Origin of the sequence: Streptococcus sp. FDAARGOS_256 (genome assembly GCF_002289235.2) — a bacterium.
Classification (GTDB): Bacteria; Bacillota; Bacilli; order Lactobacillales; family Streptococcaceae; genus Streptococcus.
Window position 1 is genome coordinate 826,415 of record NZ_NTGM02000001.1, and the last position, 21,835, is coordinate 848,249.

Below are 21,835 nucleotides of genomic sequence, written 5' to 3' on the forward strand. Positions count from 1 at the left end.
TCATCTACTTATCTAAATATTGTACCACTTTCTCCAAGAAATGCGTAGCCCATTTGAAAATTTTTACCATCTGTTGGATAGTCCTTCTTTTCTATGTTATAATGAAGGAAGGATTTGAAGTCGGAAAAGGAGTATTTATGCTTAAATTAGGTATCATCGGAACAGGGGCTATCAGCCATCATTTCATAGAAGCAGCCCATGCTAGCGGAGAATACCAGCTGGTTGCAGTCTATTCTAGAAAACGAGAAACTGCCGCAACCTTTGCTTCTCGCTATGAAAATATCCAACTCTTTGTTCAATTAGAAGACTTCTTTAAGTCTTCCTTTGATGTGGTCTATATCGCCAGTCCAAACTCCTTGCATTTTGTTCAAGCCAAGGCTGCCTTGTCTGCTGGTAAGCACGTCATTCTTGAAAAGCCAGCTGTCACTCAGCCACAAGAATGGCTGAATTTGAGACAGACAGCTGAGAAAAATCACTGTTTTATCTTTGAGGCAGCTCGAAATTACCACGAGGAAGCCTTTGCCACTATCAAAAACTTTTTAGCAGACAAGCAAGTGTTGGGAGCAGATTTCAACTATGCCAAGTATTCTTCCAAGATGCCTGACTTGTTAGCTGGACAGACGCCAAATGTCTTTTCAGATCGTTTTGCTGGTGGAGCCCTTATGGACCTAGGGATTTATCCTCTCTATGCTGCCGTTCGCCTCTTTGGAAAAGCTCAGGACGCGACCTATCAGGCTCAACAGCTTGACAATAGTATTGACCTAAATGGAGATGGTATCCTCTTCTACCCTAACTTTCAAGTTCATATCAAGGCTGGGAAAAACATCACTTCCAATCTTCCTTGTGAGATTTACACAGCAGATGGAACCTTGACCCTCAACACGATTGAGCATGTCCGCTTAGCTATTTTTAGCGACCACCAAGGAAATCAAGTTCAACTCCCTATCCAACATGCTCCTCATACGATGACTGAGGAAGTTGCTGCGTTTGCTCAGATGATCCAGCAACCAGACCAGACACTTTACCAGAACTGGCTGGATGATGCAGGCTCTGTTCATGATTTACTCTATACCATGCGCCAGACTGCTGGCATTAGATTTGAGGCAGAAAAATGAAAACCAAACTACCGACTGAATGGCAAGAACTGAGCGACCAGCTCGGTTTCCAGGAATTTACCCCCATTCAAATTCAACTATTTGAACCCATCCTCGCTGGAGAAAACCTCCTAGGAGTGAGCCCAACAGGAACTGGTAAGACCCTAGCTTACCTCCTGCCAAGTCTTCTCAGACTACAAAAGAAAAAAGCCCAACAACTCTTGATCCTAGCACCAAATACAGAACTAGCTGGACAGATTTTTGACGTGTGTAAAACGTGGGCAGAGGCTATCGGCTTAACTGCTCAGCTCTTCTTATCAGGTTCGAGTCAGAAACGCCAGATTGAACGTCTTAAAAAAGGACCAGAAATTCTGATTGGAACACCTGGCCGTATCTTTGAGTTGATTAAATTGAAAAAAATCAAGATGATGAATGTGGAAACCATCATCCTGGATGAATTTGACCAATTGCTCGATGATTCTCAAATTCACTTTGTCGAGAAAATCACTCATTACGCACCTCGTGACCACCAACTCATCTACATGAGTGCGACGACCAAGTTTGACCAAGAAAAGATTGCACCAAACACGCGCACTATTGATCTCTCTGATCAAAAGTTAGACAACATTCAACATTTCTACATGCAGGTAGACCAACGTCACCGAGTAGATATGCTGCGAAAACTGGCTCATGTAGAGGATTTCCGCGGACTGGTCTTCTTTAACAGCTTGTCAGACCTTGGAAGTGCAGAGGAAAAACTACAGTATCGGGATATCTTGGCCGTTTCCCTCGCTAGTGATGTCAATGTGAAATTTCGAAAAGTCATCTTAGAAAAGTTTAAGGACAAGCGGCTAACCCTGCTCCTTGCAACTGACCTTCTGGCTCGTGGAATTGATATCGATAGTCTAGAATGTGTCGTAAACTTCGACGTCCCTAGAGATATGGAAACCTATACCCACCGTGCTGGCCGTACAGGTCGCATGGGCAAAGAGGGCTATGTTATCACTCTCGTAACCCATCCTGAAGAACTGAAAAAACTCAAGAAATTCGCAAGTGTTCGTGAAATTGTCCTAAAAAATCAAGAACTCTATATCAAATAAGGTTGGCATTCGCCAACCTTTTTCTTATCCCCAAGTAATTTCTAATTGATAGCTGGCAAAGGGGTGTCCCTCTTGGTTTTGCAGTTGATAGGCGAGTTCAATCTTTTGCCCATCCAGTTGATAACGATTCGTTTGAATGATAAATTCCTGCATCCCCATTGGAGTCGGAATATAGGCTAAACTATCACTATCCCTGAGAAAACGCATAATGGTCTTCGGATTGGAGAAACGGGTCATCACCAGTTCTTGACCATGGAATTTAATAACTACTTTTTCTTTTTTCTCATTATAAAAAAGCAGATAGCTAAAATCCCCTTTTTCATGCACTTCCACGTCATAAAGTTGGTCAATGACTTCCAATTGTTCATCAAACTGAATCCTATTTCGCATCCGAATCTTCACATCAAATCCTCTTTCTTGTCTCTTGTCCTACTATTTTACCAAAAAGAGCAGGATTTTGCTATAATGGTCATATGAACGAAAAAGTATTCCGTGACCCAGTTCACAACTACATCCATGTAAACAATCAGGTCATCTATGACTTGATCAATACAAAAGAATTTCAACGTCTTCGCCGTATCAAACAGCTAGGGACTTCCAGTTATACCTTCCATGGTGGTGAGCACAGTCGCTTTTCCCACTGTTTGGGAGTCTATGAGATTGCTCGACGTATCACGGAGATTTTTGAAGAAAAATATCCTAAAGAATGGGATCCTGCTGAGTCTCTCTTGACTATGACCGCTGCGCTCCTTCATGACCTCGGGCATGGTGCCTACTCTCATACTTTTGAAAATCTCTTTGATACAGATCATGAAGCCATTACCCAGGAAATCATCCAAAGTCCTGAGACAGAGATTCACCAAGTTCTGCTACAAGTAGCACCCGATTTCCCGGAGAAGGTAGCCAGTGTCATCGACCATACCTATCCTAACAAGCAAGTCGTACAGCTAATTTCCAGTCAGATTGATGCGGACCGTATGGACTATCTCTTGCGCGACTCCTATTTTACAGGAGCTTCCTATGGAGAATTTGACCTGACTCGCATTCTCCGAGTCATCCGTCCTGTCGAAAATGGCATCGCTTTTCAGCGCAACGGCATGCATGCCATCGAGGACTATGTCCTCAGTCGCTACCAGATGTATATGCAGGTTTATTTCCACCCAGCAACACGGGCCATGGAAGTTCTCCTACAGAATCTTCTCAAACGCGCCAAGGAACTCTATCCTGAGGATAAGGATTTCTTTACACGAACTTCTCCTCATTTGATACCTTTTTTTGAAAAGAAAGTTACTCTATCTGACTATCTAGCTCTGGATGATGGCGTGATGAATACCTACTTCCAACTCTGGATGACCAGTCCTGACAAGATACTAGCAGACTTGTCGCAACGCTTTGTCAACCGCAAGGTCTTTAAATCCATTACTTTTTCTCAAGAAGATCAAGACCAACTCGCAACCATGAGACAACTGGTTGAAGAAATCGGTTTTGATCCCGACTACTATACAGCCATTCATAAGAATTTTGACCTCCCTTATGATATCTATCGTCCCGAATCTGAAAATCCACGGACTCAGATTGAAATTCTACAAAAAAATGGAGAACTGGCAGAACTCTCTAGCCTGTCCCCTATCGTCCAATCCCTTGCTGGCAGCCGCCACGGTGACAATCGTTTCTATTTTCCGAAAGAAATGTTGGATCAAAACAGCATCTTCGCAAGTATCACCCAGCAATTTTTACACTTGATTGAGAACGATCATTTTACCCCAAATAAGAACGAATAGAGGAAATTTATGAGTATTAAACTAATCGCCGTCGATATCGACGGTACCCTAGTCAACAGTCAAAAGGAAATCACTCCTGAAGTCTTTTCCGCCATCCAAGATGCCAAACAAGCTGGCGTCAAGGTCGTGATTGCAACCGGTCGCCCTATTGCAGGTGTTGCCAAACTTCTGGACGACTTACAATTGAGAGACGAAGGTGACTATGTCGTAACCTTCAATGGTGCCCTTGTTCAAGAAACTGCTACTGCCCATGAGATTATCAGCGAATCCTTGACCTATGAGGATTATCTGGATATGGAATTTCTCAGTCGCAAGCTCGGTGTCCACATGCACGCTATTACCAAGGACGGTATCTATACTGCCAATCGCAATATCGGAAAGTACACGGTGCACGAATCAACCCTCGTCAGCATGCCCATCTTCTACCGCACCCCTGAAGAAATGGCTGACAAGGAAATCGTCAAGTGTATGTTTATCGATGAACCGGAAATTCTCGATGCTGCGATTGAAAAGATACCAGCAGAATTTTACGAGCGCTACTCCATCAACAAATCTGCTCCTTTCTACCTCGAACTCCTTAAAAAGAATATAGACAAGGGTTCAGCTATTACCCATCTAGCTGAAAAACTCGGATTGACCAAAGATGAAACCATGGCGATCGGTGACGAAGAGAATGACCGCGCCATGCTGGAAGTCGTTGGCAACCCCGTTGTCATGGAAAATGGAAATCCAGAACTCAAAAAAATCGCCAAATACATCACCAAAACAAACGACGAATCCGGCGTCGCCCATGCTATCCGTACGTGGGTACTGTAAAATGCTTAAGGATAGAAAATAAACGACACCCCAAAAGTAGAGATGAGACTCTAACTTCTGGGGTGTTCTTTTTGATTTTTCGCCAAACCTTCTAATCAAATCATCTAAATAATCCCAGTCTATCTAGTTCTTTTAGGGCGGATTCTCTTGATGGGTATGGATTTCTATTGATGAAAATTTTTACTGTTTCGACGTGATGATAAAGATCCATGCTGATTTCTTTTAAATTATCAATAAAGACATCAAGTAGTTCTGGTTCAATGTTCTCTAAGGGAGAAGGAAGCTCTTTCTTATTTTCAAACTCAAAAGCTTCTTTAGCAGTCACACCTATTACATAACTAATGTTGTCCCACAAGAGACCATTCGCTTCATTTTCATCTAATTGCATGTAGATAAATATTCCACTGAAGTCTGTCCCATCATCTAAAAGGCGATAAAGTTCCTCTCCCCTTTTATCTCTATTCTCCAAAAAACTCCAACATGCATCCAAGGCGGTTCGAATAGGTGAAGTATATTCTGTTTCCATACGATTCGCAATTGCCTCAGCAAAAATCAACATAAAATAACTAGTAAGCATATCCTCTCCTGATCTATACTTGAACGAATGGCCTATTCGTTCTCATCAGATAAAAATAGTGGTCCAAAGTAGTTTTTAACGAGCTCATCCTTTAAGTATCCTTCTATTTCTGGCCCAGTTATTTGTGAAATAAGTTCCCTATTTTCAGCTAGGATTTGTTTGTAACTTAAGGAAAGAACCTCAAGTATGTTCTCGTCGACACTTTCAATCGTTTGTGGTAGGTATATTTCTTCCGAAGTAATATATGAATAGTGACAAACTAGGACATAGAAATTAGCGATACAGTTCCATACTAGTGGATTGGTTTTCTTATCCAGCTCCTGAAATGTCAAGATATCCAGCTCGTCCATATTTTCCAATCGATTGTATAAATCATCTGGACAAAACCCACTCTCTTTATCAAGCTCCTGTTTTGAAAGTTTTAAGGAGTCAAAGACAAATTCCTTATATTCTTTCTCACTGATAAAATCTACAAGACCGTATATCAACTCCTGTAGAAAGAGCAACAAATTTTTATTATCTTTCATTGATTTTCCTTTTATTACTAAAAATTATCTTGGGAATGTATGATTCACTGGAAAAGGTGACAATCACTCTTCCTCCTCAAACATCAGAGCATCTAATTCTTCTCTTTCAGCCGCAATCTCTTCGAAGGTAGAAATAATATTATTTAAAAATTCTAAGGTGATAATACCAGTCGAATCCCTCATCGTAACCTTGGTCCCAATAGCACTCAACTCACGGATGAGTTCTCTAACCTTTTTCAATTCATCCAAATCTAACATGTCTACTTCTATCACCGTGTCATGATCTTTGATTCTGGATTGGATTAAAGAGAAAGGTAAGGATGAATAATTTCTTAACAACTTATAGGTTCCTGTCTTGTCACATATAGAATCGATACAAATAGCTAGCATCGTTTCGACTCCTATATTCTCTGGTTTCTTCTAAATGACATTATATCATACTGGGGAGCTAATCTGTAAGAAATAAGAGAGAGCGTTTTCGCTCCAATTGCTAATCCTGGATCCAATTTAGCCTGTTGTACAGTTACTTAAATCTTGAGAGTACAAAAACATGTACCATAAATGTGCACGCCCGATTTATGTTGTACAGTTACTTAAATCTTGAGAGTACAAAAACTGCTTTCATTTTAGACAAACATCTAAAAAAGTTGTACAGTTACTTAAATCTTGAGAGTACAAAAACTTCCAAATCATAGAGACCTCTCTTTTCATAGTTGTACAGTTACTTAAATCTTGAGAGTACAAAAACTCGGAAATGCTTGGAGGGTGTAACCTCGGTGTTGTACAGTTACTTAAATCTTGAGAGTACAAAAACATAATAGCTTTGAACCCTTCGAGGAATTTTGTTGTACAGTTACTTAAATCTTGAGAGTACAAAAACTATACTTTTTGGCAAAACAAAAAGCACAGGGTTGTACAGTTACTTAAATCTTGAGAGTACAAAAACGCATCCAAATTGTGAACATATCATGGATGAGTTGTACAGTTACTTAAATCTTGAGAGTACAAAAACTGTCGAAGGTGTAGTCAATAAGTCAATGCTGTTGTACAGTTACTTAAATCTTGAGAGTACAAAAACGTAAATCATATTGATGAAACATTTGCAGAAGTTGTACAGTTACTTAAATCTTGAGAGTACAAAAACCAGGAATGATAAAACTGTAAACAGAACCTTGTTGTACAGTTACTTAAATCTTGAGAGTACAAAAACCAGACAAAGAAGACGCAGTCGGTGACGAGCGTTGTACAGTTACTTAAATCTTGAGAGTACAAAAACGGACCAGTTAATACTTTAATTGGAATGATCGTTGTACAGTTACTTAAATCTTGAGAGTACAAAAACATAAGGCTGATAATCAAGGCGCAGAAATTGTTGTACAGTTACTTAAATCTTGAGAGTACAAAAACGGCAACGTAGCCATAATAACTTCTTCCATCGTTGTACAGTTACTTAAATCTTGAGAGTACAAAAACAGTTTCTATTGTGACGGAACTTTCTTAACAGGTTGTACAGTTACTTAAATCTTGAGAGTACAAAAACAAATGTACGGTGAGCAGTTCGATGTAGATGGTTGTACAGTTACTTAAATCTTGAGAGTACAAAAACTAGCGAATTTTAAAATCTTCAATCACACGAGTTGTACAGTTACTTAAATCTTGAGAGTACAAAAACAATGCAAGATAGAGGACCAAGAGGTTATTGGTTGTACAGTTACTTAAATCTTGAGAGTACAAAAACCAGAAGTTCATGCTATCATAATAAACCTTTGTTGTACAGTTACTTAAATCTTGAGAGTACAAAAACCTACCTGAGATTTTACCACTAGGCGCCCGTGTTGTACAGTTACTTAAATCTTGAGAGTACAAAAACTAGATCAAGTCCTCTAATAAATCTTCATTGGTTGTACAGTTACTTAAATCTTGAGAGTACAAAAACAAAAAGACTGGACTAATCTTCGTTTCAAGTGTTGTACAGTTACTTAAATCTTGAGAGTACAAAAACTCCACGTTTGACCATAGTCTGCGTTCAAGGTTGTACAGTTACTTAAATCTTGAGAGTACAAAAACTAAAGACCGCGTGAGAGTTTGTCAACGTCAGTTGTACAGTTACTTAAATCTTGAGAGTACAAAAACGCACGAATAGTGGACAATCTGAAAATGACCGTTGTACAGTTACTTAAATCTTGAGAGTACAAAAACTCTGATATGATTTTATAAGCGTCTTCATCGGTTGTACAGTTACTTAAATCTTGAGAGTACAAAAACAGATTAAACGTAACCTGAGTAACATTAAACGTTGTACAGTTACTTAAATCTTGAGAGTACAAAAACTTTTGGAGTTCTTGAGCTACTTTGCTGAATGTTGTACAGTTACTTAAATCTTGAGAGTACAAAAACAGTACCGCTTCTCTTCCTCTACCTCGTAGGGTTGTACAGTTACTTAAATCTTGAGAGTACAAAAACCTCATCGTATTTTACTTTCCTATTGGAAGTTGTACAGTTACTTAAATCTTGAGAGTACAAAAACTTGATCAAGAATGCATCCATGTAGAAGCGGTTGTACAGTTACTTAAATCTTGAGAGTACAAAAACTAGTTTGTCCGCTTTCAGTCATGTAGATTTGTTGTACAGTTACTTAAATCTTGAGAGTACAAAAACTAAATATAGTTTTTAAAAGTTGTGTTTAGGTTGTACAGTTACTTAAATCTTGAGAGTACAAAAACTAGCAGATGGTTCAATTCGTTCAGGCAAGACGTTGTACAGTTACTTAAATCTTGAGAGTACAAAAACTTAAAGCTTTTATAGATGGTATTAAGTCACTGTTGTACAGTTACTTAAATCTTGAGAGTACAAAAACATAACTGGGAAGGCGTGGACTACAAAGAGAGTTGTACAGTTACTTAAATCTTGAGAGTACAAAAACAATAAGTACATTCTATATCATTATTGAGAAGTTGTACAGTTACTTAAATCTTGAGAGTACAAAAACCAGCGATTTTTGTTAGTGTCGCCACGTTTCGTTGTACAGTTACTTAAATCTTGAGAGTACAAAAACTATTAAATATGGCAACAATCCCGCTCAAATGTTGTACAGTTACTTAAATCTTGAGAGTACAAAAACAAAATCCTAAAAATAGATTTTTGAATATAGGTTGTACAGTTACTTAAATCTTGAGAGTACAAAAACGCCATTCGTCCAATTCTGACGCATATTCTAGTTGTACAGTTACTTAAATCTTGAGAGTACAAAAACTCTTAGTTGTTTTTTTAGTTGTAACTTACTGTTGTACAGTTACTTAAATCTTGAGAGTACAAAAACGGACGTTCCCAAAGATTAATCATCTCAGCTGTTGTACAGTTACTTAAATCTTGAGAGTACAAAAACAATGCCTCAATTCACCTATACCGTAGACCCGTTGTACAGTTACTTAAATCTTGAGAGTACAAAAACTCAAAAAATTGTTACATTCATCAACAAATAGTTGTACAGTTACTTAAATCTTGAGAGTACAAAAACTAATGTTGGTATGTTTCTAACTCTTCAAAAGTTGTACAGTTACTTAAATCTTGAGAGTACAAAAACTAAATACCCGTCTATTAACCATAAATCATAGTTGTACAGTTACTTAAATCTTGAGAGTACAAAAACTCGTTGAGCTCTTTTCCTCGCAAGGCAAAGGTTGTACAGTTACTTAAATCTTGAGAGTACAAAAACTAGCTTTGATTAGGATCGATCAGTCCAAGTGTTGTACAGTTACTTAAATCTTGAGAGTACAAAAACGTTTTGAAACCTTTGGACCTGCAGTAGGTTGTTGTACAGTTACTTAAATCTTGAGAGTACAAAAACCTCAAATTCGTCAATTTTGATTTTTGTTCCCTCAAAAACATTATAAAGCCTTAAATCTCACTCGTCAATACTATTCTTTCAAATATTTCAATAACATTGGATTGACCGCTTCAATACGGAATTTTGTTTTCATTTCATACTGATACAATTTGTTTAAAATCTTTAATGCTACTTGATCTTCTATAGATAAACTCATATGAAGAATATCAGAACTAAATAAATAGGGGCCAACCTTTCTTAAAGAAGTTAAAAAGTCTTGTTCATCAGGTATTTGATTTATTGGATATTGATTAATAAATCGTTCATACATAAATTCTAAGGAATAAAAATGATCTACATAATCGGAAACGATATTGATTTCCTCTAGTACTTCTTTAGTTACATGAAGATAACCCTCATTTGAAGGAAATGAGACTATATAGAGTAAGTTACTATGATTAGTAAGAAACTCCATTTTCTCGCAACATTCAACAAAATCATTATAGGATAAAAAATCATCCAAATTTCGTAAGACAAGCAAGAACTTTTCAGAACTGTTCGTCGCAATAACTTCCAACATTGAAAGAAATAATAAAAACTTTGTCTTATTGTCTACAAATTCAAAGGATATATTTTTATCATTTTTTCCAAAGTATGGTAAAAAATTTTTTTGAATTAATTGATCCGTATTAAAATATTTTGCTTCAGTATGATAGATAATATCATCGATTTGAAGATTCAACTTCTGATTCAATAAAAGTGAAATCCTATCTAGATTGTCATTGATATTTTCAATTTGCTCCATTATCTCTATAGAATTAATCTTTTTCTTTATATAATCATAGGCAACTGTTCCTTTTTTATATTCCATTTGTTCAATTAAATCATTGATACTGGACACTTGAATAATACTGAATTCTGACCGGGAAACCATTGTATCGTCTATCAGTATTTTAGGCTCATTTTGTACAAATAGAACTAAATCTTCCTCACTATATTTTTTTCCTCCAAAATACCATAATAGTATCTGCCAAATATAGTATTTTAATTGCTGATCTTGACCTACAATTTGAGTAAATTGACCAAAACTTAATAAAATATTATCCTTGTATGGATGACTAATATTCATTTTCATATAACTACCAACTTATTATCACTGACTACTTCTTCTTGCTTTGTTTTCCCACCTATAATCAAAACCATTTCAGAGAATTGTTTCTCTGTTACTGCAAGCAAACGGACATTCCCACTTGGTAAATTACTCTGACTTAATTTTTTATAGAATTTACTAGCAAAACTTCGGTTAGGACAGGTTCTATAATAAACCGAAAATTGCAACATTTCAAAACCATTAGCAATTAAGTCTTTTCGAAAGTTACGATAAACTCTCTTTTCTTGATTGGTTTCCATTGGCAAATCAAAAAAACACAATAACCTCAATGCTTCATACCTCATTTCTTTAACTCCATTCTACACTCGAAACCACCGGACAGCAAAATTTACTAGTATCTTTATCAGAGATACATTTTAGAAAACCTTTGACATACTTATCCATTGCTACTGTTACAGAACAAGTTTCTTTACCGTAACGAATTCTTGCATTTAGTGTATCTGTTAGCGCCAAGCGAAACTCGTACTTCAAATATTCTTCATCCCGTAAATTTTGATAGACCCAAACATCTACAATCTGCCGAAAAGGTTCCATTAAGTCATCAACCAAGTTAAATTGATTATATTCATTCTTATGGAAAATTCCTATTAAGGGATTTAACCCATACCCAGAAATAATGCGTGCCATCTGAGCTCTCATGATAGCATAACCATAATTTAGACCAGCATTGATGACATCCGTTTCCTGCTGTGTAAGGCGCACAAATTTCTTACCAAACAATTCATTAAAATAGACTTTTGCAGCATGACCTTCACGATTGGTTTTATCTCCAAATTCAATATGATCTTTATAGTCTGCTAATAATCGAATACAATCAATATTTTTCTCAAACATTGCAAGAACATCTTGCTGATTGTTTATTTTGAAATAAGTAACTATCTGCCATAATTTGTCTTTCTGTTCCTGCGTCCACAATAATTGCTCCTGTAATTTTTTATAGGCTCTAAAATGACCATTTTGAGAATGATAAATTCCAGTAGGCATGTGTTCATTATCACAAACAATTAAGGCAATATTATGCTTACTTAAAGCACTTAATAACCTTAAAGTTACAACAGTCTCCCCTCCTTCTGCTACAATTATCGAAATATCACTCAGTGGGATAGCATAGTCTTGACCCATTTTCTTAATTAAAAGGTTATCTAACTTTAATTTCATTTTTTCACTCTGACAGACATGCACAATTCTCCAAGTCATTCTCTTATCCTCTTTCACAAAACGAAAACACCCCGCCATAAATGACAGGGTGTTGAATTCGGCATGAAGCCTTATCTTTGTAGCTTCTGCAAGATTTAAGTAACTGTGCAAGGCGTCCCTTACAGTTACTATTATAATACATTGTACAAGCGTTTGCAACTCTTTTTTAAAATATTTTTAAAATTTGAGTTTTGGTTCGTCACCCTCTTTTTTGATGAAATGTTTATTACCTAAAACATCTGTTTCAACTTTAAAAATGGAGATATTTGATTTATTTAATCCTTTCAAACACTGTCCTCCTCTTGCAACATTTCCAAAGATTGTTATCAATGGCTGGTTACCATCAAATTTGGCTTTATCATAAGGTTTTAGTTCTACATAATGTTTCACATTTGGCATTGTTCTAGATAAGAATCTAAAAATCTGTTCTTCATTATTTTTGGTGTCCTTAATCAAAAGTAAGTCATTTTTATATAAGGTAAATTTGAATTCTGACTGTTCGCCCACTCCTTCTTTTTCTTTAATTTCATTATATTTATCAATAGTTATAGAATAAGTCCCAGTCTTCTTTTCAAATTGTAAATCTGCATATTTTAATCCAAGTAACTCATACTTCTCCGTCTGATGATTAAAATAGAAATCTGTTCTCCAAGGATTTAATTGACGTAGGATTACTTTATTTTTACTATTAGAAGGAGTTATGTTAATAAATGATTCAGGAATATTTTTATCGTAGTATTTCAGACTTTTAATTTCTGGACCATTACCTTTTTTACTGTACTTGCGAATAGGCCCATTTTCTTGTTTGTATTTCTCAAATGGATTACAAGGAATTTCTTTATTCTTCTCATTAAATTCTTTTGAAGGATAGGTTCTTAGAATCTCTTCAATTACCTTTTCAAACGTCTGAGGATCTTTGTGATACATTAAGAATTTACTCTTGTCTTTATTGTAAATTTTAATGAAAGCATCATATCCAGTTTGGCTATATATATCTTTAATCTTACCTAAAACATAAGTTTCTTCAGATTTATCTTTATCCAATTTCGCTTTTCTTGTTGCATAAATAGTTGCATCTGAAATTTTTCTATTATATTTTGAATCCACTTGATAAGAAAATAGGATGCTATCTTCAAATTTCTTGCTACTTAATGTATCAACAAAATGAGCGTAAGGTGCTTTAAATACTAATTCTTTGTATTTATCATCCGTTAATGAAATAATTTCTCCAGTCTCTGAATCAACAATTTGATCCTCTTTATAAGAAATTAGGGGATTAGCTTGTTTTTTCCATAAACTTAATTGACTTGAAGCAGCAATAATTAAGGCATCCACAGCATGATGGTGGTAAGTATCACGAGTTTTTTCAAGTCCCCACTTTCTTCTTAGCTGAGAGGTAAATTGTCCACGTACCACCGAAATAGTTGTATCGAATTTATGCGCTTTATAAAAATCTTGTAGAGCATTTAAAACAACTCGAGAAGAATATCGAGTGTCAACTAAATTCCGTTCGATAAATTTCTGCTTCACTTCAATTTTACTAATATCTTCTTCCGTTAAAAGGTACTCTTTCTTTTTATTACCTAATAATTTAGACTCTTTTACATAAGATTTAAACTCACGGTAGGACCAACCATCATCCATACTATCTAAAGCCTGAAACGGTGTTCGCTGTCCCTTCTCCTGGTTTGCTGTAGCTAGGACCAATACTTTATTAGATAGACTATCATCAAACGATAAAGAAAGAGGTAAAATATGGTCAATTTCGTACTTGTACTGATTGTGAATTAAATCTGAAATTGGAATATTCTTCCCAGTATAGAGACACTTCTCTCCCTGCTGGTGCCATAAACGAATCTTAGTAGCCAATTCCTTATGCCCTTGAAAGATACTATCTGGTAACTCTTTTTTCCCATTGTATTGGAATGCAGCCTTTTCCATAGCAGTATTTTTCTCATCTTGGTTTGCTTTTTGACGTTTTATATAATCTTTCTTAGCATCTTCTTCGTTATTTTCTCGCGCCATTTCGATAACGATATTATCAAAGATACCATATTTTTTAGTTGCTTCGTTGATTATCTTTATGGCCTGTCTGACAGATTTTGCTACTACAGGGTTATAAATTTCTTCTGTTAATTCTTTTTCATCAATATACTTGCTTCTTTTTGATGTTTCTTTAGATTTTTGTTTCCCCAATCGTGTTAGAATTGTCATCTGCTCTTCTGAAGTTTCATAGAGTTCTGGTATCAATTCTATCATGAGTTTAAGAGAAAAATTATGCCATCCCTTACTAAATAGACTGCTATTATTTTTTCTAAATTGAACCAATTCAAGTACTTGGTCTTGACTAAAAGAATCCTTTAATTTTGTGTTAATCGCTTCTTCTATACCTTCTCGTTCAGTATTTAGAGTTAAAATATGAGCAAGTTCATCTAGAACTTCTCTAGACAATTCTCCAACTGAAATTGTTTCTAGTGATTGCATTTTTCGATAGACTTCAAAAGTATGCATTTCAGGTTTATTGTTTACATCAACTCGATAACCACGTATCTGATCTACTGAAGCATCAAGCATTTTAGCAATGTATTTCAATAAGGTTGAAGCCCCTAATGTTTTCGCCGATTTAACATATTCAACGATTGTTTTCTTTTGTTCCTCACTCAGTTTCTTGGTTTCTGTAGGAACTGTTAAATTATTTAAATCATTTAACAAATTAAACTCTTGAGCAGTATAGGAAGCTTTTGAAGCTCTGTACTCATTAGGATAAAATGTACATTTACCAATTAAAATACCAAAAATATTATCTAATGTCGTACCGTCTGTTCTGAAACGTCCATAATCCGTCCGAGATTTTTCATTACCTGGTCCATGATAGTATTTTCTTTTCTCTGTAAGGATTTTTAGATAATTCTCTATAAACTCATCCGTGATCTGGTTATTAAATTCTTGCTGTTTTCTAAGAATTCTTTCAGCTTCTTTTCTATAAGCAGATGTTGAAAAAACATTGATCAATCGCCGTTTCTCACCATTTTCTACAACAGTGAAATCTCCTCTTACTTGACCATATTTTTCGAAACGTTCTAGTTGGATTTGACCAGGTGTTTGTTCAGCGAGTAATTTTCTATTTTCCTCAACTGCCTTACCATAATCAGACGATACTGCACCACCATCCTCAGTAGCATCATCTAAATAGCTAATCCCACGTCTCTTAACTATATTCTTTAATGCAATAAACAACTCTTCGGTTGTTAACGGATTATCCAATCCTTGTACACGAAGCCGATAAGGATTTAAATTAATGGACACCTTGGAAAAATCAGTTAGTAAATCATAATCTTCAAATAGATCCTTAAGTCGAACACCACGGTGTTTTTTTCTGCGATTTAATCGTCTAGCCTGTCTACTGTTTCTTCTTTCAACATTATTATCAGCAGTTGCAGCAGGAAAAAGACGAGAATTCGTATGGATAATCTCACCAGTATCTTTGTTTAGAATACCTACACCTACTGATGCAATACCAATATCCAAACCCAAAACTAAACCATTCATGATTAAACTCCTAACTAATTATCATATTAATTAAATTTTACTCTTTACTTCCTAAAAAATCAAATCATTATAAGCAATTACTTAAAATCTTTTACTATTATATAATTATATAAAAATTCTCCCAGCTCCATCATTCATGAAAAACAAAAAAGCGTGGTCTCACGCTTTTTTGTCTTCCATTTGGGTTAGGTGATTTCTGCATAAAGATCAATAGTTTATATGCCCCCTGCAGGAATCGAACCTGCAACTACTCCTTAGGAGGGAGTTGTTATATCCATTGAACTAAGGGAGCTAGAGAAAAACTCTGCTGGGTAAGCAGAGTTTTTTAGTCGAATTAACGACGGATTTCTTTGATACGAGCTGCCTTACCTTGAAGTGCACGCAAGTAGTACAATTTCGCACGACGTACTTTACCGTAACGAACAACTTCGATCTTTTCAACACGTGGAGTGTGGATTGGGAAGATACGCTCAACACCTACACCGTTAGAGATTTTACGAACTGTGTAGTTTTCTGAGATGCCTGCACCTTTACGTGCGATAACAACACCTTCAAAAATCTGGATACGTTCACGGTTACCTTCGACAACTTTCGCGTGTACACGAACTGTGTCACCAGGACGGAATGATGGGATATCTGTACGAAGTTGACCTTCAGTCAAGCTTTGGATTAATGGATTCATTTTATTCTCCTATCTTTGTCAATCTTGAGGAACCTTCCTCAGCGGATAAACTGTATTTTTGTGCGTCCATTACACACAAGATACAGTTTACCAAATTTCCACCTAAAAGTAAAGAAATTTATAGCAGAATTCCTAAAAAAATCGCTAGAAAACCGCCTATGTATGTTGAGGCTAAATAGCTATAAAATACCTTCTTGTCACTTAACAGTTTTTGCAGCTCGTCATTCAAGGTTGAAAAGGTCGTCAACCCTCCACAAAAACCTGTCGCTAGGATAGCATAGACTTCCTTGGACTCCACATGATTGTAGAGCAAGCCAATCAAAAAGCAACCGAGAAGATTGGCGACGAGAGTTCCTAGGGGAAATTTAGAAGCTTGATTGTATCGGGAAAAGAAATACCGCACTAGGGCTCCGAACCCGCAGGCGATTGCAAGATAAACGACTACCATTTCTTCCTCCCTAGAACATAAGCTAAGAGTAGGCCTCCACCGATGCTCAAAAATAAGTAGATGCCTAAGCTAAGATAACGCCCGGTATCAAGCAGTTTTACTGCATCAAGCATTAGGCTAGAAAAAGTTGTCAAGCCACCACAAAATCCTGTACCCAGCGCCAAAACCAAGCCTTTACTAGTTCCCTTATAGACCAGATAGCCTTTTACCAGATAGACCAAGCAGAAAATTCCCAGATAGTTGACAAGGAGGGTTCCCCATGGAAAGTCAGGACTGACTGGCAACTGACTAGATAAAAAATAGCGGACAAGGCCACCCGACATAGCAGCTAAAAAAATCCCTAGCGGATAGAATTGTTCTTTTTTCATTTGATGTTTTGATCCTGATAATCACGCGAACGTTTGAGAATGTCTGAAAAAGTCGCGACAATAGTCTCCTGATAACGCTTATCTTCTACTCGATTTCTGACTTTATCAAAAATAACTTCTTCTCTCTTAGTATCTAAAATAGATTTTCCTGATGCTTTCTTATAGGCAACTACACCCTCAACCAACTGCATCCGTTCTTCTAGGAGCTTGACAATTTGATCGTCAATTTGATCAATTTCTTGCCGAATAATATCTAAGTTCATACAGTCTCCTCCTTTATTTGAATTATTGTATCAAAAAGCCTCTAAATAGGCTAGTAAAATCCCAAAATAACTAATAAAAAAAGCACTGACTTCTTCCAGCCAGTGCAGTTTGATTCTTATCCTACTTTTGCAGCCAATTCTTCTGCGAATTGTTCCAAACGTTCGATGTCTTCTTCTTCGGCAGAAAGGTCTACTTTAACACACTCTGAACCTTTTTCAGCTCCTGTCGCTACAAATACACGATCAAAGTCATCAACAGCCTTACAGAATTCGTCGTAGAAGGTATCTCCTGAACCGACTACTCCGTAGATTTTGCCATTCAAGTTGAGATCAGCTAGGTCTTCGTAGAAGTCCATCATCTCATCTGGCAATTCTCCATCGCCATAAGTATAGGTCGCAACGATCGCGATATCCGCTTCCAAGAAGTCTGAAGCGTCAACAGTCGTACATTCATCAACATCGACATCCAAGCCCAAGTCACGCAATTTATCTGCTACAATATCTGCAATTTCTTCGGTATTACCGGTCATACTGGCAAATACAATTTTTGCTAATGCCATATCGTCCTCCTCAATTTATCTTTCTCCATTATATCATATCTTTTTCATTTTAAAAATAAAAATTCTTGTGCTACAATGAAATGAGAAAGAATTGAGGTTATTTATGGAAATTTGCCAGCAAATCTTAGAGAAAATCAAAGAATACGATACCATTATCATTCACCGTCATATGAAACCAGACCCTGATGCCTTAGGGAGTCAGGTAGGTTTGAAAGCTCTTCTCACTCACCATTTTCCAGAAAAGACCATCAAAGTAGTTGGTTATAACGAACCAACTCTAACATGGATGGCGGAAATGGATACTGTCCAAGACAGTGACTACCACGAAGCTCTTGCTATTATTTGTGATACAGCAAATCGTCCTCGTATCGATGATAAACGCTACGAACAAGCTGATTTCACCATCAAAATCGATCACCATCCAAACGATGATATCTATGGTGACCTATCTTGGGTGGATACAAGTTCAAGCAGTGCCAGTGAAATGATTGCATTATTTGCTCAAGAAAATCAGCTAGCTTTATCTAGTGAAGCGGCACGACTTCTCTATGCAGGAATTGTCGGGGACACAGGGCGTTTTCTCTACCCTTCAACTAGTGCTCGTACCTTTAGAATAGCTGGCCAGCTCCGAGAAATTGATTTTGACTTTGCTGGACTGTCTCGTCAAATGGATACCATGAGCTTCAAGATTGCAAAACTTCAAGGCTACATCTACGACCATCTAGAAGTTGATGAAAACGGAGCTGCTCGCGTTCTTCTCAGTCAAGAAATCTTGAAACAGTACAATGTTACCGACGCTGAAACCGCAGCGATTGTCGGTGCACCTGGTCGAATTGATACTGTTAAGGCTTGGGCTATCTTTGTTGAACAAGCTGATGGTCACTTCCGTGTGCGAATGCGCAGTAAAATCACTCCTATCAATGAGATTGCCAAACGACACGACGGGGGTGGGCATCCATTAGCCAGTGGCGCCAATTCCTATAGTCCAGAAGAAAACGAACAAATATACAAAGAACTGAAAGAGGCTCTACAGATTCACCAAGGCTAAGAAAGAATTTTCTTGGCCTTTTATATGCTAGATTCTTAAAATATACGGTTTCTTTGTACCTTAGTTTATGGTATAATAAATCAAACTGAATAAAAGGAGACTTAATAATGGAAAAAAATCGTTTGTATATTCTCATTTCTGCTGGAGTAGCCATTCTTGGTTCACTTTTGCCATGGGCTAGTTTAAATGCAGGTTCTTTTGGATCCTATAGCGTGAATGGTTACCAAGGAGATGGGTGGTTTGTCATTATCGCAGCTATTGTGTCTATTGTTCTTGCTTGCTTGAATAATATGAATAAAGCAATGTCTAAAGGGTTCTCAATTGGTGTCATTGTTGCAGGTGCAATTGCAACTCTCGTCACACTAAATAGTCTCTTTAATGTAAATAAGTACATGTCTAACTTTGGTGGATATGGCATTTCAATCGGCTTTGGTTTGATTTTAGCTCTTCTTGCTAGCATTGCACTAGTTGTAACTGGTCTCTTGGCAATGTCAGGTGGTAAAATTACCAAAGAATCATTTACTGAATTAGCTGAGTCTGGTAAAGATTTTGCTCAAACTGTCGGACGTGTAACAAGCTCTACCGTTAAAACTGCAGTCGAAGAAATCAAAAAAGAATCTCAAGAACGTAAAAAGGAAGAAACTACTGCTGAAAAAACAGAGACAGCTAAAGAGGAAAACGAGCAAAAAGAGGAAGCTAAGGAACCAGCTAATGTAGAAGCTGAATCAGTAGCAGAAAACGCAGAACCAGTAAAAGAAGAAACTACTGAATCTGAAACAAAAACAGAAGCTGAACCAACAGAAACAGAGGCTGAAGCTGAAACTGTAACAGAATCAACAGAAACAGAAACTACTGAATCTGAAAAAGAAGCTGAATCAGCAGCAGAAAACGTAGAACCAGTAAAAGAAACAGAAGTAAAAAATGAACAAGAAGAAAAAGCTCTAAATCAAGAGAACTAATCATTCTTCTACCCTCACTCCAGTAAACACTGGAGTGATTTTTTATCAAGATTTTTAATAAAATCAGGGAAAAGACTTGCCAAACTTATCAGAATCTGATAGACTAGTATGGTAACAATCTATGGCTCGCAAAGAGACCATGGCAGAAAGGAAATATTGCAAAATGAAAAAAGATATCCATCCAGAATATCGCCCAGTTGTCTTCATGGACACAACTACTGGTTACAAATTCCTTAGCGGTTCAACAAAACGCTCTAACGAAACTGTTGAGTTCGAAGGCGAAACTTACCCATTGATCCGTGTGGAAATTTCATCAGACTCACACCCATTCTACACTGGACGTCAAAAGTTCACTCAAGCAGATGGACGCGTGGATCGTTTCAACAAAAAATACGGTCTCAAATAATCAAAAAAAGAACAGTTACCACTGTTCTTTTTTACTTCTTTTTATGAACCAATCACTACTACTTTTTGTGTATCATCCTTCACGCTGACACTATAATTGATTTCAAACGAGGTTAAAAAATATCGAAAAGAAGCTTGATATTGAGAATGGTCAAGATGATTGAAACTGCGTAACCTAGGATTGTATTCCACTTGGCATTGGTGAATTCTCCCATCAGTGACTTCTTAGAGGTCAGATAGATTAAGGGGAAGATTGAAAACGGAAGAGCGATTGACAGAAATACCTGTGAATAGACCAATAACTGATCCAAGGTTTTTTCTTGATGTCCAAACAAGACGGCGACTATAATCACAGGAAGCAAGGCAAAAATACGGGTACCGATACGGATTATCCACTGAGGCAATTTCAGATGCAAGAAACCTTCCATGACAATCTGTCCTGTCAAAGTACCTGTAATGGTCGAATTCTGGCCACTTGCTAAGAGGGCTAGGGCAAATAAAGTTGATAGAGTTGAACTAGCTATCGCTCCTGCTATTGTCGAATCCTGTAAAGCATTGTACATTTGAGAAAAAGCTGAAATTTCAGATGCATGCCCAAAAAAGAGAGATGCACCCAAAATGAGCAACAAGGAATTGACAATAAAGGCTAGGGACAACTGAAGATTTGAATCCCAGGTCATAAAACGCACGGCTTTTCGAACATCCTTCTTATCTTTGTGATTGATTTTCCTTGTTTGGGATAGGGAAGAATGAAGATAAAGATTATGGGGCATGACTGTCGCTCCTACAATTCCTAGAGCCAGGGTCAATTGGCTTTCATGACCTGGTAACGGTGTTTCAAATAAAGTTGAAGTCGGTAAATAACCACCAAAGATACCCTGAATACTTGGATTGGATAAAGCTACCAGATAGGTAAAGATGGCTAATATGGTTAAAATAAGGGTCGTAACAATGGCTTCAATTTTTTTGAAGCCAAATTTCATCAATAAAAGTAACAAAAATACATCTAAAACGGTTAGAAGGATAGCAATCATAATCGGTATTTTAAATAAAAGATTTAAGGCAATCGCTGAGCCTAGAACCTCAGCTAAGTCGGTCGCCATTAAAGCTAATTCTAAAATCACCCATAAACTATAACGAAGCCACTTGGGAGCATGATGTGCAGTTGCCTGGGCTAGGTCCATCTTAGTTACGATACCGAGCTTCCCAGCCATCTGTTGTAACTGCATAGCAATGATGGATGAAATCAAAATAACAAATAAGAGACTATATTTGTAGGAAGCACCACCAACCACACTGGTAATCCAGTTTCCAGGATCCATATAACCAACTGCTACAAGGGCTCCAGGTCCTAAAAAAGCTTTTAGATTTTGCCAAAAATGATTGTTATTGGGAGTTTCAATAGATTGGTTGATCTCAGAAAGAGAGACTTTTTTGTAAGAAGACATCGGAATTTTACACTTT

The 21,835-nt window shown here is 36.9% G+C and carries 21 protein-coding genes, 1 tRNA gene and 1 CRISPR repeat array; of the genes, 7 read left to right on the top strand and 15 right to left on the bottom strand.

The window, feature by feature from the left end; translation table 11 throughout:
- The first annotated feature begins 137 nt into the window (after positions 1–137).
- Complete coding sequence (locus A6J84_RS04275; RefSeq protein ID WP_095726116.1) at positions 138–1,115, top strand: Gfo/Idh/MocA family protein; 978 nt, start codon at positions 138–140, stop codon at positions 1,113–1,115.
- Complete coding sequence (locus A6J84_RS04280; RefSeq protein ID WP_095726117.1) at positions 1,112–2,194, top strand: DEAD/DEAH box helicase; 1,083 nt, start codon at positions 1,112–1,114, stop codon at positions 2,192–2,194. Before A6J84_RS04275 ends, A6J84_RS04280 begins: the two co-directional genes overlap by 4 nt.
- Before the next feature lie 24 nt (positions 2,195–2,218).
- Here the strand turns inward: A6J84_RS04280 and A6J84_RS04285 are convergent, their stop codons facing one another.
- Entirely contained in the window at positions 2,219–2,596 is a 378-nt protein-coding gene (locus A6J84_RS04285; RefSeq protein WP_095726118.1) for a DUF1934 domain-containing protein, read from the bottom strand.
- Positions 2,597–2,667: 71 nt separating this feature from the next.
- On the opposite strand from A6J84_RS04285, the gene A6J84_RS04290 reads away from it, so the two are divergent.
- Together A6J84_RS04290 and yidA are read left to right on the top strand one after the other, a co-directional pair.
- Entirely contained in the window at positions 2,668–3,975 is a 1,308-nt protein-coding gene (locus A6J84_RS04290; RefSeq protein ID WP_095726119.1) for an HD domain-containing protein, read from the top strand.
- Positions 3,976–3,984: 9 nt separating this feature from the next.
- A complete protein-coding gene (gene yidA, locus A6J84_RS04295; RefSeq protein WP_095726120.1) occupies positions 3,985–4,791 on the top strand; it encodes a sugar-phosphatase in 807 nt (268 codons plus the stop codon).
- 100 nt (positions 4,792–4,891) lie between these two features.
- Here yidA and A6J84_RS04300 read toward each other — a convergent pair whose 3' ends face one another.
- The 13 genes from A6J84_RS04300 to A6J84_RS04365 form a co-directional block, all read right to left on the bottom strand.
- Positions 4,892–5,368: an Imm6 family immunity protein gene (locus tag A6J84_RS04300; RefSeq protein WP_095726121.1), complete on the bottom strand. Its 477-nt coding sequence runs from the start codon at positions 5,366–5,368 to the stop codon at positions 4,892–4,894.
- A gap of 32 nt (positions 5,369–5,400) precedes the next feature.
- Positions 5,401–5,895 (bottom strand): Imm6 family immunity protein, encoded by a 495-nt coding sequence (locus A6J84_RS04305; protein WP_095726122.1) that lies wholly within the window; start codon positions 5,893–5,895, stop codon positions 5,401–5,403.
- A gap of 63 nt (positions 5,896–5,958) precedes the next feature.
- The gene (locus A6J84_RS10220) at positions 5,959–6,153 is read right to left on the bottom strand and encodes a hypothetical protein (protein WP_227743434.1); all 195 of its coding nucleotides are present in this window, start codon (positions 6,151–6,153) and stop codon (positions 5,959–5,961) included.
- A gap of 256 nt (positions 6,154–6,409) precedes the next feature.
- A CRISPR array of direct repeats spans positions 6,410–9,742; the repeat unit is 36 nt; unit sequence GTTGTACAGTTACTTAAATCTTGAGAGTACAAAAAC.
- Between the two features lie 70 nt (positions 9,743–9,812).
- Positions 9,813–10,856, bottom strand: coding sequence for a CRISPR-associated protein Csn2-St (gene csn2-St / locus A6J84_RS04315; RefSeq protein WP_070568886.1), 1,044 nt, complete (start codon positions 10,854–10,856; stop codon positions 9,813–9,815).
- Complete coding sequence (gene cas2 / locus A6J84_RS04320) at positions 10,853–11,176, bottom strand: CRISPR-associated endonuclease Cas2 (RefSeq protein WP_001268300.1); 324 nt, start codon at positions 11,174–11,176, stop codon at positions 10,853–10,855. The genes csn2-St and cas2 overlap by 4 nt, the downstream gene beginning before the upstream one ends.
- Before the next feature lie 4 nt (positions 11,177–11,180).
- Positions 11,181–12,089: a type II CRISPR-associated endonuclease Cas1 gene (cas1, locus tag A6J84_RS04325; protein WP_070569206.1), complete on the bottom strand. Its 909-nt coding sequence runs from the start codon at positions 12,087–12,089 to the stop codon at positions 11,181–11,183.
- Positions 12,090–12,266: 177 nt separating this feature from the next.
- A complete protein-coding gene (gene cas9 / locus A6J84_RS04330; protein WP_095726124.1) occupies positions 12,267–15,638 on the bottom strand; it encodes a type II CRISPR RNA-guided endonuclease Cas9 in 3,372 nt (1,123 codons plus the stop codon).
- Positions 15,639–15,858: 220 nt separating this feature from the next.
- Positions 15,859–15,930 (bottom strand) — tRNA-Arg (locus tag A6J84_RS04335).
- A 42-nt stretch (positions 15,931–15,972) separates the two neighbouring features.
- A complete protein-coding gene (gene rplS / locus A6J84_RS04340) occupies positions 15,973–16,320 on the bottom strand; it encodes a 50S ribosomal protein L19 (RefSeq protein WP_001068669.1) in 348 nt (115 codons plus the stop codon).
- Positions 16,321–16,438: 118 nt separating this feature from the next.
- Complete coding sequence (gene crcB, locus A6J84_RS04350; protein ID WP_095726125.1) at positions 16,439–16,768, bottom strand: fluoride efflux transporter CrcB; 330 nt, start codon at positions 16,766–16,768, stop codon at positions 16,439–16,441.
- A complete protein-coding gene (crcB, locus tag A6J84_RS04355) occupies positions 16,762–17,136 on the bottom strand; it encodes a fluoride efflux transporter CrcB (protein ID WP_095726126.1) in 375 nt (124 codons plus the stop codon). Before crcB (A6J84_RS04355) ends, crcB (A6J84_RS04350) begins: the two co-directional genes overlap by 7 nt.
- Positions 17,133–17,399 (bottom strand): chorismate mutase, encoded by a 267-nt coding sequence (locus tag A6J84_RS04360; RefSeq protein WP_001046957.1) that lies wholly within the window; start codon positions 17,397–17,399, stop codon positions 17,133–17,135. The genes crcB (A6J84_RS04355) and A6J84_RS04360 overlap by 4 nt, the downstream gene beginning before the upstream one ends.
- A gap of 116 nt (positions 17,400–17,515) precedes the next feature.
- Positions 17,516–17,959 (bottom strand): flavodoxin, encoded by a 444-nt coding sequence (locus A6J84_RS04365; protein WP_001162125.1) that lies wholly within the window; start codon positions 17,957–17,959, stop codon positions 17,516–17,518.
- 103 nt (positions 17,960–18,062) lie between these two features.
- Here A6J84_RS04365 and A6J84_RS04370 point away from each other — a divergent pair, with 103 nt between their 5' ends.
- The 3 genes from A6J84_RS04370 to A6J84_RS04380 all read left to right on the top strand — a co-directional run bounded on the left by A6J84_RS04370 (position 18,063) and on the right by A6J84_RS04380 (position 20,372).
- Complete coding sequence (locus tag A6J84_RS04370; RefSeq protein WP_095726127.1) at positions 18,063–19,007, top strand: DHH family phosphoesterase; 945 nt, start codon at positions 18,063–18,065, stop codon at positions 19,005–19,007.
- A gap of 107 nt (positions 19,008–19,114) precedes the next feature.
- Positions 19,115–19,966: a lantibiotic ABC transporter permease gene (locus tag A6J84_RS04375; protein WP_095726128.1), complete on the top strand. Its 852-nt coding sequence runs from the start codon at positions 19,115–19,117 to the stop codon at positions 19,964–19,966.
- Between the two features lie 163 nt (positions 19,967–20,129).
- Positions 20,130–20,372, top strand: a complete 243-nt coding sequence (locus A6J84_RS04380) for a type B 50S ribosomal protein L31 (RefSeq protein WP_000710762.1) — start codon at positions 20,130–20,132, stop codon at positions 20,370–20,372.
- 112 nt (positions 20,373–20,484) lie between these two features.
- Here A6J84_RS04380 and A6J84_RS04385 read toward each other — a convergent pair whose 3' ends face one another.
- Positions 20,485–21,819 (bottom strand): Nramp family divalent metal transporter, encoded by a 1,335-nt coding sequence (locus tag A6J84_RS04385; protein ID WP_095726129.1) that lies wholly within the window; start codon positions 21,817–21,819, stop codon positions 20,485–20,487.
- Positions 21,820–21,835: the final 16 nt, after the last annotated feature.